At 72.0% G+C, this 16,933-nt stretch carries 17 protein-coding genes; 4 read left to right on the top strand and 13 right to left on the bottom strand.

The features are described 5' to 3' along the window. The 8 genes from ACGFIV_RS30840 to ACGFIV_RS30805 all read right to left on the bottom strand — a co-directional run bounded on the left by ACGFIV_RS30840 (position 1) and on the right by ACGFIV_RS30805 (position 7,447). Entirely contained in the window at positions 1-879 is an 879-nt protein-coding gene (locus ACGFIV_RS30840) for a hypothetical protein (protein WP_392838386.1), read from the bottom strand. Positions 880-943: 64 nt separating this feature from the next. Further along, positions 944-1,915 (bottom strand): copper transporter, encoded by a 972-nt coding sequence (locus tag ACGFIV_RS30835; protein ID WP_392838385.1) that lies wholly within the window; start codon positions 1,913-1,915, stop codon positions 944-946. Next, complete coding sequence (gene steA / locus ACGFIV_RS30830) at positions 1,912-3,108, bottom strand: putative cytokinetic ring protein SteA (RefSeq protein WP_358561331.1); 1,197 nt, start codon at positions 3,106-3,108, stop codon at positions 1,912-1,914. The genes ACGFIV_RS30835 and steA overlap by 4 nt, the downstream gene beginning before the upstream one ends. Positions 3,109-3,268: 160 nt before the next feature. After that, complete coding sequence (gene recN, locus ACGFIV_RS30825; protein ID WP_358561334.1) at positions 3,269-4,987, bottom strand: DNA repair protein RecN; 1,719 nt, start codon at positions 4,985-4,987, stop codon at positions 3,269-3,271. Positions 4,988-5,182: 195 nt separating this feature from the next. After that, positions 5,183-6,091 (bottom strand): NAD kinase, encoded by a 909-nt coding sequence (locus ACGFIV_RS30820; protein ID WP_358561337.1) that lies wholly within the window; start codon positions 6,089-6,091, stop codon positions 5,183-5,185. A gap of 34 nt (positions 6,092-6,125) precedes the next feature. Beyond that, positions 6,126-6,944 (bottom strand): TlyA family RNA methyltransferase, encoded by an 819-nt coding sequence (locus tag ACGFIV_RS30815; RefSeq protein ID WP_358561344.1) that lies wholly within the window; start codon positions 6,942-6,944, stop codon positions 6,126-6,128. 46 nt (positions 6,945-6,990) lie between these two features. Next, positions 6,991-7,269 (bottom strand): hypothetical protein, encoded by a 279-nt coding sequence (locus ACGFIV_RS30810; protein WP_392838384.1) that lies wholly within the window; start codon positions 7,267-7,269, stop codon positions 6,991-6,993. 28 nt (positions 7,270-7,297) lie between these two features. Beyond that, positions 7,298-7,447, bottom strand: coding sequence for a hypothetical protein (locus ACGFIV_RS30805; RefSeq protein ID WP_392838383.1), 150 nt, complete (start codon positions 7,445-7,447; stop codon positions 7,298-7,300). A gap of 119 nt (positions 7,448-7,566) precedes the next feature. Between ACGFIV_RS30805 and ACGFIV_RS30800 the strand changes: the two genes are divergently transcribed. Next, on the top strand, positions 7,567-7,914 hold the full coding sequence (locus ACGFIV_RS30800) for an SCP2 sterol-binding domain-containing protein (protein WP_358561732.1): 348 nt from the start codon (positions 7,567-7,569) through the stop codon (positions 7,912-7,914). Between the two features lie 147 nt (positions 7,915-8,061). Here the strand turns inward: ACGFIV_RS30800 and ACGFIV_RS30795 are convergent, their stop codons facing one another. Both ACGFIV_RS30795 and ACGFIV_RS30790 read right to left on the bottom strand, forming a co-directional pair. After that, positions 8,062-9,057 (bottom strand): HAD-IIA family hydrolase, encoded by a 996-nt coding sequence (locus ACGFIV_RS30795; RefSeq protein WP_358561729.1) that lies wholly within the window; start codon positions 9,055-9,057, stop codon positions 8,062-8,064. Between the two features lie 55 nt (positions 9,058-9,112). Beyond that, entirely contained in the window at positions 9,113-9,544 is a 432-nt protein-coding gene (locus ACGFIV_RS30790; RefSeq protein ID WP_358561726.1) for a tetratricopeptide repeat protein, read from the bottom strand. Positions 9,545-9,659: 115 nt separating this feature from the next. Here ACGFIV_RS30790 and ACGFIV_RS30785 point away from each other — a divergent pair, with 115 nt between their 5' ends. Further along, on the top strand, positions 9,660-10,925 hold the full coding sequence (locus tag ACGFIV_RS30785) for a DUF1015 domain-containing protein (protein WP_358561724.1): 1,266 nt from the start codon (positions 9,660-9,662) through the stop codon (positions 10,923-10,925). Positions 10,926-11,041: 116 nt separating this feature from the next. On the opposite strand, the gene ACGFIV_RS30780 is transcribed toward ACGFIV_RS30785, so the two are convergent. Together ACGFIV_RS30780 and ACGFIV_RS30775 are read right to left on the bottom strand one after the other, a co-directional pair. After that, the gene (locus ACGFIV_RS30780; protein WP_392838382.1) at positions 11,042-11,491 is read right to left on the bottom strand and encodes a single-stranded DNA-binding protein; all 450 of its coding nucleotides are present in this window, start codon (positions 11,489-11,491) and stop codon (positions 11,042-11,044) included. Positions 11,492-11,622: 131 nt separating this feature from the next. Beyond that, entirely contained in the window at positions 11,623-12,102 is a 480-nt protein-coding gene (locus ACGFIV_RS30775) for a hypothetical protein (protein ID WP_392838381.1), read from the bottom strand. Positions 12,103-12,310: 208 nt separating this feature from the next. Here ACGFIV_RS30775 and ACGFIV_RS30770 point away from each other — a divergent pair, with 208 nt between their 5' ends. Then, positions 12,311-13,249: an MBL fold metallo-hydrolase gene (locus ACGFIV_RS30770; protein ID WP_358561578.1), complete on the top strand. Its 939-nt coding sequence runs from the start codon at positions 12,311-12,313 to the stop codon at positions 13,247-13,249. A gap of 126 nt (positions 13,250-13,375) precedes the next feature. On the opposite strand, the gene ACGFIV_RS30765 is transcribed toward ACGFIV_RS30770, so the two are convergent. Then, positions 13,376-14,695, bottom strand: coding sequence for a hypothetical protein (locus tag ACGFIV_RS30765; protein ID WP_358561580.1), 1,320 nt, complete (start codon positions 14,693-14,695; stop codon positions 13,376-13,378). A 141-nt stretch (positions 14,696-14,836) separates the two neighbouring features. Here ACGFIV_RS30765 and ACGFIV_RS30760 point away from each other — a divergent pair, with 141 nt between their 5' ends. Next, positions 14,837-16,180, top strand: a complete 1,344-nt coding sequence (locus ACGFIV_RS30760; RefSeq protein ID WP_358561583.1) for a hypothetical protein — start codon at positions 14,837-14,839, stop codon at positions 16,178-16,180. Positions 16,181-16,933: the final 753 nt, after the last annotated feature.

Genomic DNA, 16,933 nt, shown 5'->3' with positions numbered 1-16,933 from the left:
TCATGCGGGGCGGCGGCCCAGCATGTCGAGGCGGTGGAGCGCCGGGTTGCCGGCGATGACCTTGGTGAAGCTCACCTTCTCGGACGCGGCGGTGAGCCCCGCCACCGTTCCGAGCACGACCAGGCGGGACGGGCGCCGGAGCCCCGCGACCGCGGCGACCCCGAGCAGCGCGCCGAGCGCGTTGGCCCCGGCGTCGCCGAGCATCGCCCGCTCGCCCAGATCGTGGGACAGCAGGGCGACCCCCGCGCCGATCGGCACGGCGGTCAGCGCGGCGCCCGCCGGGGCGCCCTTGGCCAGCGACGCCGCGAGCAGGGGCGCGCCGGTCAGCAGGCCGACCTTGATGGCGCGACCGGGACGCAGGTCGAAGAGGTTCGCCAGGTTGGCGCTGCCGGCGATCAGCGCGCCGTTGAGCAGGGTGTCCACGGCCCTGGCGGCCGGCCCCCGCCCGGAGTCCCCCGGGTGGCGGGGCAGGAGCGCGGCGGCCAGCAGGCCCGCCGCGCCGATGCCGAGGATCTTCACCGCGCCGCTGGTCACCTCGCCACGCGCCAGCGCGGTCAGGTGGCCCTTGAACCCCTTGGAGGAGGTGGCCCCGCGCAGGTCGTCGTACGCGCCGAGCGCCCCGCTGCCCGCGCACGCGAGCACGGCCGCGGCGCGTGCCCGCGCGGGCAGGCCCGGAGCGAGGGCGGCGGCGACTCCGGCGCCGGCCACGAAGGCGGGGCCTTCGAGCAGGGTGATCGGCTCGCCGCGATGGTTGGTGCGCGTCCAGGTCTTCTCGTCGCCGATCGGCGGACGCCGGGTGAACGCGGTGTAGGCCGCGCGGGCCGCGACGGCGCCGAGGGCCGCGCCCGCCAGGGCGCCGAGCCAGGATCGATGGGCCACAGCAGATCCCTTTTCGTCAGGAGCACCCGGCGCGAGGCCGGGGAGCGTGGTCGTCAGGGGCAGGTCAGCCGCCCGCGGCCCCCGTGGGGGTGGGCGTGGGCGAGGGGGACGGCTCCGCGGCCGTGGCGTCGGAGCCGAGGCCGTACTGTCCGCTGTCCCCGCCCACCTGCTCCCGCAGAGAGTAGACCAGCACGGCCCGGCCGAAGGCCATATTGATGTTGTCGACCGTGGAGACCTTCGCCGCCGCGTCGCTGTCGGCGCGCACCGCGGCGATCACGCCCGCGGCGGTCGCGGTCGGGACCGCCCCGGCGACGACGGTGCCCTCCCCGGCGTCGTCCAGCCCCGCGGCGAGCGAGACGACGGCGGAGGTCTGCGTCTCGGCCGTCTCCCCCTCGTAGGGCGCGCTGGGAGCCACCATGACGGCGAGCGTCGCGCGCTTGCCGGGGTCGCCGTCGAGGGTCACCAGGCCGCCGCTCTCGAAGGAGTCGAGCACCCCGGCGGCCGAGAGGTCCTCCTTGTCGGCCTGCGCCTTGTCGGCGGTCACGATGGCGCTCGCGAGCACCGCCGCGGCCTTCTGGTACGGGGTGGCGTCGGGGGCGAAGGCCAGGGCGGTGGGCTTGGCCGTGGTCGCGAGCTGGTCGATCGCCCCCGCCTGGTCGGCGTTGAGGAACTTCTCGGTGATCGTGACCCGCCCGCTCACCGTGGCCCCGGCCTCCGTGAGCACCCGCTGGAGCGGCTCGCGGAGCTTGGAGTCGGCTCCGGGGGCCTCCACGATCACGACGCGCTCGCCGGTCAGTGCCCCCTGCACGAGCTGCGGGAGCCGGTCGGCGACGAAGGTGTCGCCGGCCTCGCCGCGCGTCTGCAGGTCGTTCAGCTGCGAGTGCAGGTCGTTGTTGTTGGCGCGCAGCTGCGCGGTGACCTTCTCGGTGGACGCGACCAGCGGGGCGTTCAGTACAGTGCTGCCGAGCACGATGCCGACGGCCAGCGCGAGGAAGATCGCGACGATGGAGACGAGGTGATAGCGGAAATCGATCACGAGAAGAGCCCGACCAACCAGAAGATGAAACCGTTCCAGGCGTCCCGAAGTCCGTTCAGCCAGACCTTGCCCATCGGCGAGAACCACAGGACCACGCCCACGGTGAAAAGTGCGGTGGCCACGAGCAGCAGCAGGGAGCCGACGGAGATGCGGCTGCGGTAGAGCCTGCTCACGCCCTTGGCCTCCACGAGCTTGCCGCCGACCCGCAGCCGGGTCAGGAAGGTGCTCGCCATGCCCGACCGGCCCTTGTCGAGGAACTCCACCAGCGTGCCGTGCGTGCCGACCGCGACGATCAGGCTCGCGCCCTTGTCGTCGGCGAGCAGGATCGCGATGTCCTCGCTGGTGCCTGTCGCGGGGAAGACCACGGCCTCCTGGCCGAGCTGCCGCACGCGCTCAAGCCCCGGCGCCCGCCCGTCGCGGTAGGCGTGCACGACCAGCTCGGCGCCGCAGCAGAGCGCGCGCTCGGAGACCGAGTCGAAGTCGCCCACGATGAGATCGGGCAGGTAGCCCGCCTCCATCAGGGCGTCGGCGCCGCCGTCGACGCCGATCAGGACCGGGCGGTACTCCCTGATGTAGGAGCGGAGGGTGGCGATGTCCTCCTTGTAGTGGTAGCCGCGCACGACGACGAGGACGTGCTTGCCCTCCATCGTGGTGCGGATGTCGGGCACCCCCACTCCGTCGATGAGCAGGTCGCGCTCGCGGCGGATGTACTCCATGGTGTTCATGGCGAAGTCTTCGATCTGGATCGACAGGCCCGCCCGCGCCTCGGTCATCGCGGCCTCGATGGTCTCGGCCGTGACCGCCTCGCCCTTGCCGACGAGCTCGTCGTCGAGGTAGATCTCACCGTCGTGGACGCGCACCACGTCACCGTCGCGTACGCGGTCGAACACCTCGGGGGTGGAGTTGTCGACGAGCGTCACCCCGGCGTTGACCAGGATCTGCGGGCCGAGGTTCGGGTAACGCCCGCTGATGCTGGCCGCGATGTTCACCACGACCGAAACACCGCACGCGACAAGCGCCTCCGCGCTCACCCGGTCGACGTCGACATGATCGATGATCGCGATTTCCCCGGGCCGGAGGCGCTTGGTCAGCCTCTTGGTCCGCCGATCGATCCTCGCCACTGCCGTCACCCCGGGAAGGTCTGAAACCTTCCTGCGGCGGAGGCCCTGAACCTTAAAGGTCGGCACCTTCATCACGAACCATCCTGCCAGAGCGTGCGACCAAGATGTGCCCGCATCATGGCGTGTCAGTTTTGTCACTGTCGCCGGGTCACGAGCGCCCGGCGCGCGACCACGGGCCCTCGCGGCCCCCGTACGTCTCCCCGCATGCCCCCTGAACAGGGGCGACTCTTGCTCAGCTCGCCGCCTTGTCCGCCGCGGCGATCGACAGCAGCTCCTCGGCGTGCGCGCGGCCGAGCTCGGAATCTTCGAGACCGGCCAGCATGCGCGACAGCTCCCTCGCGCGGGCCTCGCGGTCGAGCGCGGTGACACCGCTGCGGACCACGCGCCCGTCGCCGGCCTTCTCCACGACCAGGTGCTGGTCGGCGAAGGCCGCGACCTGCGGCAGGTGGGTCACGACGATCACCTGGGCCGTACGGGCCAGGCGGGCGAGGCGCCGCCCGATCTCCACCGCCGCCTTGCCGCCCACGCCCGCGTCCACCTCGTCGAACACGAAGGTGGGCACCGGGTCGGCCCCGGCGAAGACGACCTCGATGGCCAGCATGACCCGGCTGAGCTCGCCTCCGGAGGCGCCCTTGTTGAGCGGCAGCGCCGGTGCCCCCGGATGGGACATCAAGCGCAGCTCGATCTCGTCGGCGCCGTCGGGACCGAACTGGCCGCTCGGGGTGAGCACCACGACCACCTGGGCGTGGGGCATGGCCAGCGCGGTCAGCTCGGCGGTGACGGCCTCGCCGAAACGATCGGCGGCGACCGTGCGGATGCCGGTCACCTCGGCCGCGAGCTCGGTGAGCCGCGTGAGCAGCTCCTCGTGTTCGCGCGTCAGCTCGGCGACACGGTCGTCGTCGCCCTCCAGCTCGGCCACCCGGGAGGCCGCCTCCCTGGCCCAGGCCAGCACGGCCGTGGTGTCCACGCCGTACTTCCTGATGAGGCCGTTCACCACCGCGCGGCGCTCCTGCACGGCGGCCAGCCTGGCGGGGTCGGCGTCGACGGACTCGGAGTAGGCGGCGAGCTCGGTGGCCACGTCGGACACCAGGTATCCGGCCTCGGCGAGCCGGTCGCCGATGGCGGACAGCGTCGTGTCGTACGAGCGGACCGCCTCGACGGCCGACCGCGCCATCCCGAGCAGCGACACGGCGTCCTGCGCGCCCTGGACGCTTCCCATGGGGTCGCCGAGCAGGGCGGTGTGGGCGTCGACGGCGGCGTTCTTCAGCGAGTCGGCGTGGGAGAGGCGCTCCTCCTCCTGCTTGAGCTCCAGCTCCTCGCCGGGCCTCGGATCGGCCTTCTCGATCTCCTCAAGGCCGAAGCGGAGGTGGTCGGCCTCCTGCGCCCGCTCGCGGGCACGGGTGGTGAGCTCTTCGAGCGTCTGGCTGACTTCCTTGTGGCGTTTGTAGGCCTGGGTGTAGGCGCGCAGGGGCTTGACCAGCTCCTCACCGGCGTAGCGGTCGAGGGCGGCGCGCTGGCGGCCGGGCTGGAGCAGCCTCTGCTGGTCCATCTGGCCGTGGACGGCGACGAGTTCCTCGGCGAGGTAGGTCAGCGTGCCGACCGGGACGGACCTGCCGCCCAGCCACGCGCGCGAGCGGCCCTCGCTGGAGACGGACCTGGCGATGATCAGCTCGCCGTCCTCCACGGAGCCGCCGGCGTCCTCCACCTGCTGGGCGACGCGGCCCCCTGCCTCCACGACCAGGGTGCCCTCGACCGTGGCGCGCTCGGCGCCCGGACGGACGCGCGCGGGATCGGCCCTGCCGCCGAACAGCAGGCCGAGCCCGGTCACGACCATCGTCTTGCCGGCGCCCGTCTCACCCGTGACGACGGTGAAACCCGATGAGAGCGTCAGAACAGCCTCATCGATCACCCCGAGCCCTTTGATCCGGACCTCATCGACCCGTGGCCGCACTGGGTCCCTCCCGCCGTATCGCCGCGCTGCCTCCGATCGGGCACACCTCGCCGGACCGTGTGGGGCTTGGCTCGGTCACCTCTCCGTGCGGGTCGATCCTACGCGGAAATCGCCAAGGTTTTCGATGACCGGGGTCGTCAACGCCCCGGACGGGGTCGTTCGCGCCCCTCGGTCACGATCGCTCACGCCTCCTGGCTAGGGGCGGACGCGCCCGCGCCACCCCTGGACGGGAAGGTCGAACTTGGCCACGAGCCGGTCGGTGAAGGGGGCTCCGGTGGCGTCGGCGTCGTGCAGCCGCGCCAGCCGTACGGGAAGGTCGGCGCGCCGCATCTCGACCCGCACGCCCGGCGGGAGATCGAAGCGCCGCCGGCCGTCGCACCACAGCACTCCGCCCGGAGTGCCCGGCAGTAGCTCCACGGCGATCGTCGACCTCGGGGACACCACCAGGGGACGCGCGAACAGCGCGTGGGCGCTGTTGGGCACCAGCAGCAGCGCCTCCACCTCGGGCCAGACCACCGGGCCGCCCGCGGAGAAGGCGTAGGCCGTCGAACCCGTCGGGGTGGCGCAGATCACCCCGTCGCATCCCCACCGGGACAGCGGGCGGCCGTCGATCTCGGCGACGACCTCCAGCATGCGGTCGCGCTTCTCGACGCTCGCCTCGTTCAGGGCCCAGGTGGAGGCCAGCGTCTCACCGTTGGCCCGGACCCTCACGTCGATGGTCATGCGCTCCTCGACGGTGTACCGGCCGGTCACGACGCGGTCGACGGCCTCGGCGAGGTCGGCCATCTCCGCCTCCGCGAGGAAGCCCACATGGCCGAGGTTGACCCCGAGCAGGGGGGTGCGGGCGGGCCGGGCCAGCTCGGCGGCCCGCAGCAGCGTGCCGTCGCCGCCCAGCACGATCAGGACCTCGGCGTCCTCCGCCGCGGCCGAGCCCGGCGGCACGATGTCGACCCCCGGGACGCCGATCTCCTCGGCCTCGGGCTCCATGACCCGGACCGTGAAACCCGCCTCCAGGAACCGCTGGATCACCAGCCGCGCGCTGTCGACCGCGGGCTCGCGACCGGTGTGCGCGGTGATCAGCACCGTGCGCTTCGCGCTGTCCATGGTCACTCCGCTCGTCCGGCGGGCACTCCGCGCACTACTGGGGACCTTCCGCGACGGCGCGCTCGATCTCGGCGTCGAGATCGGCCACCGGCTCCGGCCCGGGACCCCTGCCGAGCCAGATGAGGTACTCGACGTTGCCGGACGGGCCGGGCAACGGGCTCGCCGTGACCCCGCGCACCGCCAGGCCGAGCGCGGACGCCGCACGCGCGACGTCACGGACGGCCCCGGCGCGCAGCGCCGGGTCGCGGACGACGCCGCCGGCGCCCACCCGCTCCTTGCCCACCTCGAACTGCGGCTTTACCAGCATCACGAAGTCGGCCTCGGGGGCCGCACAGGCCGCCAGGGCGGGCAGCACCAGGCGCAGGGAGATGAACGAAAGGTCGCCGACGACCAGGGAGGGCGGATCGCCCACCATCTCGGGGGTGAGATCGCGGACGTTGACCCGCTCCATGACGGTGACCCGCTCGTCGGTGCGCAGCGACCAGGCGAGCTGGCCGTACCCGACGTCGACCGCGAGGACGTGGGCCACGCCGGCGCGGAGCAGCACGTCGGTGAACCCGCCGGTCGAGGCGCCCGCGTCCAGGCAGCGGCGCCCCTCGACGCCGAGCCCGCGCGGCCCGAACGCCTCGATCGCGCCGAGCAGCTTGTGGGCGCCCCGCGAGACATAGTCGGGGCCCTCGGCCGCCTCCGCGACCACGATGGCCGAGGCCGTGTCGACCTGCGTGGCCGCCTTGGCCGCCGTACGGCCGCCGACGCTGACGCGGCCGCCGGTGATGAGGTCGGCGGCCTGCTCGCGAGAGCGCGCCAGGCCGCGCCGGACGAGCTCGCTGTCGAGACGGACGCGCCGGCTCAACGCGCCCGCCCCGGGACGCGTCGTGAGATCCTTTGCCACCGGTGCCTCACGGGCGGCCGTCCCCCGCAGCGGCGGACGCGCCCGCTCGGGCGATGGCCGCGACCGCCTGAGCGGTGGACGCACCCGCGCGAGCGGCGGGCACGCCCGCTTGGGCGGTGGACGCACCCGCTTGGGTGGAGGACGTGTCGCCCACCGAGGCCAGGGTCGCCTCCAGACCGCTCAGCACCTTCTCGAACGCCGCCACGTGCTCCCGCACGGGGAGGTCTCCGAGGCCGCTCAGCCGGGCCAGGGCAGCCGCCACGGGCACCTCGCCGCTCTCCGTCATCCGCTCTTTCCACCCGCCTGCGTCGTCGTCACGACGGCGCGCCGCCGCCGTTGTACCGCGGAGTCGCGGTGTCGCCCTTGGTCACGGCTTCGATCGCGGCCATGATGGTGTGATCGCGCGCCAGGTGACCTCCGCCTACGCGATGGCCGTCGACCCTGACCGTATCCGAAGCTGTCACCCGTACGATGCTCTTCTCTCCCTGGCCGCGCCCGCGCGCCGGATTTCGCGTAGTACTCAAGTGAAACGCTACCTTCCGTAGGTCAGAGGAGCTTCGGCGGATGAGAAGGGATACGACGCATGGCGACCGTCGACGAGTGCCGGACGGCGCTTGACAAGCTTGCCGAGCAGTTCGGCGAGCTTGATCAGGCGACCCGTTCGAAGCACGTGGTGGAAAGGAGCATCAGCTGCCGGATCACCGACCTTGACGTGACGTTCTACGGCCGGATCGACCACGGCGGTCTCCAGGCGTTCACCGAGGTCCCCCCGGTCGACGGGCGCCCCGCCGAGGTGCGCATCCGCGTCTCCAGCGACGACCTGCTCTCGATGGTGAACGGCGAGCTCGACATGGCGCGGGCGCTGCTCGGGGGACGCGTGAAGATCGACGCCAGCCTGGGAGACCTGCTGCGCCTGCGCAAGCTCCTCTGAGTCCCCCTCCGGCGTTCCCTGTGCCCTGCTCCCGGGCGGCACCCAGTGCTCCCTGTGCCCTCTGCTCCCGGCGGCTCCCAGCGCTCCCTGGCCCCCCTTTCTGCGGCTCCTGGCGTTCCTGGCCTGTCTTTCTGCGGCTCCTGGCGCTCAGAGGCTCAGGGTCTCCAGCGCCCGTTTGAGCCCGTCCTCGTCCGCACGCCCGTCCCCGGCGTGGGCCCAGGCGGCGGCGCACGCGACGCGGAGGCCGTCCAGAGGGTCGCCGCTCCCCGCCAGGCGCAGGCCCCGCTCCTCCCAACGCGCGGTCCATCCGCCCCCCGACCACTCGTCCCCGTCGGCCTCCACCAGGGCGGGCGGCTCGTGGATGGCGGACACGTCGGCGGCGATGTAGGTGGGGCGGTGCTCGGGCGGCGCGGTGAGCAGGTCGAGCGGGCCGGTCACCCCGCTGAGCACGAGCAGGCTGTCGACCCCCGCCCGGGTGGCCGCCTCCACGTCGGTGTCGAGGCGGTCCCCCACGATGAGCGGCCGCTCGGCCCCCGTGCGGAGCATCGACTCCCTGTGCAGCGGGGGCTCGGGCTTGCCCGCCGAGACGGGCTCGACCCCCGTGGCGGTCGCGATCACGCGGGTCATGGCCCCGTTGCCGGGCAGCACGCCACGGTCGGTCGGCATGGTCGTGTCCCCGTTCGCCGCGACGAACCAGGCTCCCCGTCGTACGGCGAGAGCGCCCTCGCACAGCAGGGAGTAGGAGAGGTCGGGCGAGATGCCCTCCACGACGGCCGCCGGGGAGTCGGCCGCGGTCGTCACCGGGCGCAGCCCCTGCGCCCGTACGGCGCAGCGCAGGCCCATGCCCCCGACCACGAGGACCGCGGAACCGGGCGGCACCCGCTCGGCGATGAGCCGGGCGGCGGCCTGGGCGGAGGTCACGACCTCGTCCGGCGTGGCGGGCACGCCGAGGGAGACCAGATGCTCGGCGATCGCGGCAGGGGTGCGCGAGGCGTTGTTGGTGACGTAGGCGAGCCGCACGCCGGTGTCGTGGGCGCGGGTGAGCGCCTCGGGGGCGCCCTTCACCGCCTCGCGCCCGAGGTAGACGACCCCGTCCAGGTCAAGCAACAGGGTGTCGTAACGGTCGATCAGTGCGGTCTCCATGCACCCAACTATTTCCGATAAAAGTGAATATTGCCGACTCACGGTACAAGGCGGATCAGATCTGTCTCGCTCGCAGGGTGGCCTTTACCTGCTTCAGTGCGGAGACATAGTCGCGCAGATCTGGACGCATCGCCACAGCGATGGTCAGGGGCTCTTCCGCCGCCTCCATGTCTCCGGTACGCCACAGTGCCATGCCCAGGCCGAAATAGGCATAATCCTCGGTCGGATTGGCCGCGACGATCCACCGGAAACTCTCCGCGGCCTCCTCGTAACGGCGCGAGTTGAACTGCGCCCTGGCGAGGGCCTCCCGGATGCTGCGCGACTCGGGCTCGGCGTCGGCGGCCCGCGCGAGAATCGCCGCCGCCGCGGCCGGGCTGCCGTCTTTCAGCAGCTTGACCCCTCTTTGAAACCACTCATAGACGTCACCCGCGGGAGCGCTGCGCTCGTAGTCGGGGGATTCGGACTGGCCGCTTGGTCCCTGCATCATGTATCGAGGCCTCCTTCTGACGACAAGTCAATCCCGGCTTCCTGACGAGCCGGGCGGCGCTACGACGTCGGGGCTGTCTCTAAGCGACTCAGGCCTTTATGGCACCATGCCCGGTATGGCCATTCCTGAACTGCCGTCGCCTGACGGACTGGTGCTGCGCCCGTTCCGCGGTGTGCGCTTCACAGTCGACGATCTGGCGGCAGTCACCTCCCCACCGTACGACCTCATCTCGCGGGAAGACGTCCAGAATCTCCTGGACGCTCACCCCAACAACGTGGTGCGGCTGATCCTTCCCGGCTCCGACCAGCACCGCTACGCCGAGGCCCGCGAGACGCTGCTGTCATGGCTCGCCTCCGGCATCCTGACCACCGACGACCTCCCCGCGCTTTACGTGTACGAGCAGAGCGGGCCCGGTGTCCTGCTGCGCGGTCTGATCGGAGACCTTGGCCTCTCCGACCCCGGCAAGCGCATCGTGCTGCCCCATGAGAACGTCATGCCCGGCACGGTCGCCGACCGCCTCGCGCTCATGCGGACGACCGAGAGCAACCTGGAGCCCATCTTCCTCCTGTACGAGGGCAACGGCGGCTCCACCTCCCGTCTGATCGGCGACGTGGCCGCGACCCGGACCCCTCTGATCGACGTGCTGACCGACGACGGCATCGCCCATCGTCTGTGGGCGCTCACCGACCGAGCCGAGCTCGACGGGATCGCGGCCGAACTCTACGGCCGCCAGGCGCTCATCGCCGACGGCCACCACCGGTACGCCACCTACCTCGCCCTCCAGCGGGAATACCACTCCGAAGGACGCGGACCCGGCCCCTGGGACTACGGCCTCGCCCTCCTGGTCGACTCGACGGCCTACCCGCCCGACCTCAAGGCGATCCACCGGGTGATCCCCGGACTTCCCCTGCAGGAGGCGGCGGCGCGCGCGAAGGGCGCCTGGCAGGTACACGACTTCGCCCACGTGGAGGAGGCGCTGGAGGCACTGGCCTCGGCGGTCGGCCCGGCGTTCGTCCTGGCCGGGAACGGCCCGAGCCACCTGCTGACCGACCCCGACCCCGTCCAGGTGGAGCACGCGATGCCCGCGTCGCGGTCGGTGCGGTGGAAGTCGCTCGTGACCTCGATGCTGTCGGAATTCCTCCTGCCCAAGGTCTGGGGCATCCAGGACAACGAGGAGTCCGTGCTCATCGTGCACCACGACCCCGCTCTCGCCGTCAAGATGGCCCGCCGCGAGTCGGGAACCGCCGTGATCGTACGGCCGCTGAACGTGGAGGACGTGCTCGCCGTGGCCGCCGAGGGCGAGCGGGTGCCCCGCAAGTCCACGTCGTTCGGCCCCAAGCCCCGCACCGGCCTGCTCCTCCGCACCTTCGCCACCGGCTGACCCCCCAACCCTCACTCGCCGCGTGCCCCGAACCACGTCACTCGGCGCGTTTCGCCGACCACGTCACCCGCCGCGTTTCGCCGAATCACGTCAGCCGGCGCGTTCCCCGAACGAGTTCAAGGGAGCGCACTCCGCGGGGTGAGCTCCTTGGTGCCCTGGATGGTGGTCGGGGGCTGGATGGAGGTGGGTTCAGGCTGTCTCCTGGTCGTTCTGGGCTGCCTGACCGGCTTGCCGGCGGCGAGGGACAGCGGGCCGGGCTCAAGCCTGGTCGCCCGGTGGACCTCCACCTCGTACGTGCTGGCGCCTCCTCCTGAGCCGGCCCAGTATCTCTGGTGGAGCGACCCTTCGACGCTGACCACATCGTCGACCCGCCACTCGGCCACACGGGCGCCCACCTCCGGATCGAACGTGACGCAGGCGATGCCGTCGGCCTTCTTTCCGCTCGCGTGGTCGGGCGGCCGGCGCACCGCCAGGCCCCACATGGTCATCAGGTCGCCGCTCGGCAGCTCTCTGCCCCTCGGCGCCCTGGACAACCGCCCGACCAGCGTCACCTCGTTGCGATGCATGTCGATCCCCTTCCCGATCTGTCAGCCCAGGTCCGAACGGGACCATTGTTCAGACGACGCCCCGGCGCCCATGGATCCGAGCGTCGTTCTGTGGACAACACGCGCCGGAACGGGCCTCCTCCGGCGGCCCGTCAGCGGAACCAGTCGCCACCTTCAGGGCCAGCGGCGCCACCTTCAGGGTCAGCGCCTTCATCGAGGTTTCCGGCGAGCGTACGCGCGGCGGCCATGTCGTTCTCGGCCCAGCCCCAGTGGCCGTCGCGCTGGTGCTCCTTGGCCTGCTCGTCGATCCATCGGCTGTGCGCCTCCCACGCGGCCTGCTTGCTGGTTCCCAGGGCGGCGCCGATCTGCGACCACGAAGCGCCCGCCTGGCGGGCCGAGCGCACGGAGAGCTGACGTCCGTAGCCAGCCTTCCGTCCGATCACCTCGCCCAACGCGAGCAGCTCCAGCGCCTCGGCCCGTGTCAGGGGCGTCGCGTCGGGGTCGGGGGGCGCCAGGGCGGGGTCGTCCTCATCGACCGGTGACGCCAGGGCGTCACGAACACGCAGCGCGTCATAGCGCGCGGCCGCGGTCAGCAGCGTGAACCGGCGTTCAAGCTCATCGGGAGTGGTCATGGCCCGAGTATCTCGTCAGGGTGCCTTGACGTCAAGGCACCCTGACGGTTGGATGGGCGCCTCGTGGCCTCCTCCCGGGTCACATAGGACCGCCGGAACGGCCGGGCCGCGTCCCGATCGGGGCATGTGCCTTACGCTCGTCAGCGAGCACGGTTCGGGTCGAGACGGTCCGCGTCCGGTCCGGACCCAGGGAGCAAGGGAGTGGCCTGTGGACAACGTCACACCGCTCGGCGGCGACGTCTACGAGATCGACACGCGGATGGCCGGCTACTCGGGGATCACCGCGGGCTACCTGATCCTCGGCGACCGGCCCTGCCTCGTCGAGACGGGCACATCCACTTCGGCCCCGATCGTCCGCGACGCCCTGACCTCGCTCGGCGTCGGACCCGATGACCTCGCCACGGTGGTGGTCACGCACATCCATCTCGACCACGCCGGCGGTGTCGGCGACATCGCCGGCCTCTACCCGTCAGCGGAGATCGTGGTGCACGAGAAGGGCGCGCGGCACCTGGCCGATCCGTCCCGTCTCATGGCCAGCGCCCGCATGGTGTGGGGAGACAAGCTGGACACCCTGTTCGGATCGCTGACCCCGACGGACGCGGCGCGCATCCGGGCCCTGGGCGACACCGGCTCGGTCGACCTCGGGGGCGGCCGCATGCTCTCCAGCCACTATTCCCCCGGCCATGCCAAGCACCACGTCGGCCTGCTCGACTCGGCCACCGGAGACCTCTACGTCGGCGACGCGGCCGGGGTGTACCTCCCCGAGACCGGTGATCTGCGTCCCGCGACCCCGCCGCCGGACTTCGACCTCCAGACGGCTCTCGACTCCGTGGCGCTGTTCGGCGCGCTCGGGCCCCAGCGACTGCTGTTCAGCCACTACGGGCCCGTCGCCGACGTCGTCACGACCCTGGAACGTTCAGCAGACGAACTGCGCGTGTGGGTCGACCTGACCCGGCAGGCCCACTCGGAAGGCATGGATCTCGACCACGCCGTGGCGATGGTGCGTGAGAGGACTCGCGAGCGCTACGCCGCGCTGGCCTCGGAGGACGACGAGACGTCCGAGCGTTTCGAGATGCTCAGCGGTGCCCCGTCGAACGTGGCCGGCATCATGCATTGGCTCGACCACGCCAAGCCCCACGGCGGGTAGAGCGACCTTGCGGGGGACGAATCCGCACGAGCGCGCATAGGATCGCTCCGGCGTGGGAACGATGGGTGGCGGGCGCCGCACGCCTTCACATATGGCGGCGCCCACCACCCCTCGTCAGCTCACGCTTCAGGCCTTGCGGTTGCCCGGCTGCTCGCCGTCGGCGTCCTCGTCGTCGAGAACATCCCCCGGAACCGCCCCCGCCGAAACACCGAAGTCCGGCTCGATGAACGCCGGAGCCATCCCGACCTCCAGCCGCGTGGTCTTCAGATCGGGCTTCGCCGTCTCCGCGGCAGGCGTGCCGCCGACAGGACGTACCGTCGCATCCGCGCCGCGCTCGAGCTCGGGCTCGGCGGCACCGCGCTCGGGCTGGGCGGCGTCGCGATCGGGCCCGGCGGTGTCGCCGGAGGCCACTTCGGGCTCGTCGTCGATGACAGACCGCCCGAGAGAGTCGTCCGCGACGTCCACCGGGGCCTCGCCGGGGCTCGCGAGAAGGTCTCCATCGGCGGGGGCTTCCATCGCCCCCGGCTTCTCACCGGCCGGCGTGCCCGGCTCCTCGCGGGTCGACGCGGGACCGTGAGTCTCGGGCTCCTCGTCGATCAGGTCCAGACCGTCATCTTCTGAGTCGTCATCGGAGTCCTCGACGACCAGGCCGGAGGCGTCGGCCGCGAGCCTCGCGCCGCCCTGCCGAGCCTCGGTCTCCGCCGGCTCCTCGTCGCCGTCGTCCGCGTCCAGGTCGAACGCGACGTCCTCGTTGTCCTCGTCTTCGAGGTCCTCGATGACCGCGCCGGTGAGCTCGGCGTAGCGCTCGGCCGCTTCGGTCTCGCCGCCCTCGTCGAACATCATCGCGCGCTCGAACCACTCGGTCGCCGCGCCCTCGTGCCCCGCTTCCGCGAGAGCGTCGGCGTACGCGTAGGCCAGACGGGCCGACCACGGGTGCGGCTCCTGGTTGCGCAGCTCCGGCACCCGCTGCAGCGTGATCACCGCCGCGTCGTGCTGCCCGAGATCGCGCCGGGCGCCCGACTCGACGATGGCCAGCTCGATGCGGCCCGCCCGGTCAAGACGCTCGGCCTCGCGGGAACGCACCAGGTCAAGAGCGCGCTCCGGACGCCCGAGGCCACGCTCGCAGTCGGCCATGATCGGCAGGAACTCATCCGATCCGGTCATCCTGCGCGCGGCACGAAGGTCGCTGAGCGCCTCGGCGTAGTGCCCCGCCCGGTACGCGGCCAGGCCCACGGCCTCGCGCACGACTCCGATGCGGGCGGCGAACCGCCGGGCGACCTTGGCGTGCTCGTAGGCGAGCGCCGCGTCCTCCTCGCCCAGGGCACGCTCGGCCGCCACGAGGTGGCAGGAGATCATGTTCGCGAGGTCGTTCGGGAGTGAGCGCAGCTCGTCCCGAACGTCCTTCTCCAGCTCATCGGGTGTGATGTCCGCTGCCAGCTCCGGCATCGGGGCGCGCTCCTCGCGAGGCGCGCGCTCGGCGCCGCCTTCGAAGCCGCGATCACGTCCGTACCGCGCGCGCGAACCCGCGCTGTCGGAGCGCGGGGCGCTGTCCCGCTGATCGCGGGAAGCGTATCCGTCCCTCTCACGGTGTCCGAACGCCCTGCCGTGGTCGCCGCCGGACGGACGGCCCTCACGAGAGCCCCGATCGTCGCGGCCCTCGCGGCTGAACGGACGCGGCCCCGACGCGCCACGATCATCACGACTGAAAGAGGGACGACCCCCACGGTCGTCACGATTGAACGGACGACCACCACCGCCCTCACGGTTGAACGGACGGCCGCCGCGGTCGTCGCGGCTGGAAGGACGGCCCTCCCCGTAAGGGGGACGTCCGCCGGCTCCACGATCGTCGCGGCCCTCGCGGCTGAACGGACGCGGCCCCGACGCACCACGATCATCACGATTGAAGGAGGGACGACCCCCACGGTCGTCACGATTGAAGGGAGGACGACCACCACGATCATCACGGTTGAACGGACGACCACCGCCCCCCTCACGGTTGAACGGACGGCCGCCGCCCTCGCCGCGCTCGTCACGGCCGAACGGACGGCCCCCACGGTCGTCACGGTTGAACGGGCGAGCACCGCGGTCATCGCGGTCGTCACGGCTGAAGGAACGGCCACCGCGGTCGTCGCTGACGGGACGCCCACCGCGGTCATCGCGGTCGCGCCAGCCGGACGACCCCGCGGGGCGGCCCTCGTGCCGATCGGCGGGGCGGGAGTCCGGCCTGCCACCCTCGCGATGAGGACGCTCTCCGGACCCATACGAGCGGCCGGCGGACGGGCCCCGATCGTCGCGGCCGGCAGGACGGCCTTCACCCGAGCCACCGCGGTCGTCGCGGGTGAAGGGACGACCACCGCCAGGCCGGTCGTCACGGTTGAACGGACGGTGCCCACCAGAGCGATCGTCACGACCCTCACGACCGAACGATCGGTCACCGGAACCCGCCCGATCGTCACGGTAGGGGGGACGGCTCTCGCGCTCGCCGCGATCGTCACGGTTGTACGGACGCGCGCCGGGACCACCGCGGCCTTCACGGTTGAAGGGGCGCGGGGCGGAACCCCCGCGATCGTCACGCTGGAACGGACGACCTCCACGGTCGCCCGACGCCGAGGGGCGTCCGCCGCGGTCGTCGCGGTCGCGCCAGCCGGAGGAACCGCCGGCGGGACCACCCTCGCGCCGCTCTCCGGGACGGGAATCCGGCCGGCCGCCCTCACGATAGGGACGGTCACCACCGCGCGGAGCGTACGAGCCTCCGCCACGGCCGCCAGGCGCGCGATCGCGGTCACCACGGCCGTACGAACGCTCGCCGCCGAAACCACCGCGGTCGTCACGGTTGAAACCGGAACCGCCGCGATCATCGCGGTTGAAACCGGAGCCCCCGCGGTCGTCGCGGTTGAAACCGGACCCGCCTCGGTCGTCACGGTTGAATGAGCGACCCGGGCGGTTGTCGCGGTCGGACGGACGGCCGCTGCTCGAACCACCGCCGCCCTCACGGTTGAACGGGCGGTCGCCACGATTGTCGCGCTGGAACGGACGTCCCCCACGAGAGTCACGATCGCGGGACCCGTACGGACCGGCGGATCGGCCCTCACGCCGCTCGCCATAGCGTGGGCCGTCGCCGGGACGTCCCTCGCCACGGGCTCCCGCGCGGTCGGCACCACCTGGCCGGCCGCCCCTGCTTCCCTCGGGGCGGTCGCTGCGGAACCCTCCAGAACCCCCGCCCGAGCGGTTTCCACCGTCTTCGGGACGGCCCGAGTCCTCACGTCCGTTATCTCTGTTCACTTCTATCCTTCGTTGCTCGCTCACCGCGTCCACCGTGATCCGCGTTCGCTCATTGCGCCGACCATGTGCGGAGGGGACGGTCCATCCGGCCGCGGGGCACAGGCCCGTTTCACTCTGTCGCTGCCCGCGCATAGGCGCCTTACGCGACAAAGGCCACCCGTGGTGGGGTGGCCCGGCACCTCCAGCCTAGCAAGGCCCCGAAGCCCCCGGGACGCGCCGACCGAGAACGTATCGCGCTCTGCGAGCTCGTACCTCGGACGAGACCGAGAGGGACCGGTGCCTGACGGCTTCAGGCATAAAATGCTCTATAACGCAGGGAAGCCACCCACAATGTGGATGGCTTCCCTACCAATCAAATATTTGTCCGGCGGTGTCCTACTCTCCCACACCGTCCCCGGTGCA

The organism is Sphaerisporangium sp. NPDC049003, from assembly GCF_043197795.1.
In the GTDB taxonomy this organism is placed as follows: Bacteria; Actinomycetota; Actinomycetes; order Streptosporangiales; family Streptosporangiaceae; genus Sphaerisporangium.
Note: the sequence above shows the minus strand (reverse complement) of the source record. Positions and strands in the feature narration are given on the sequence as shown.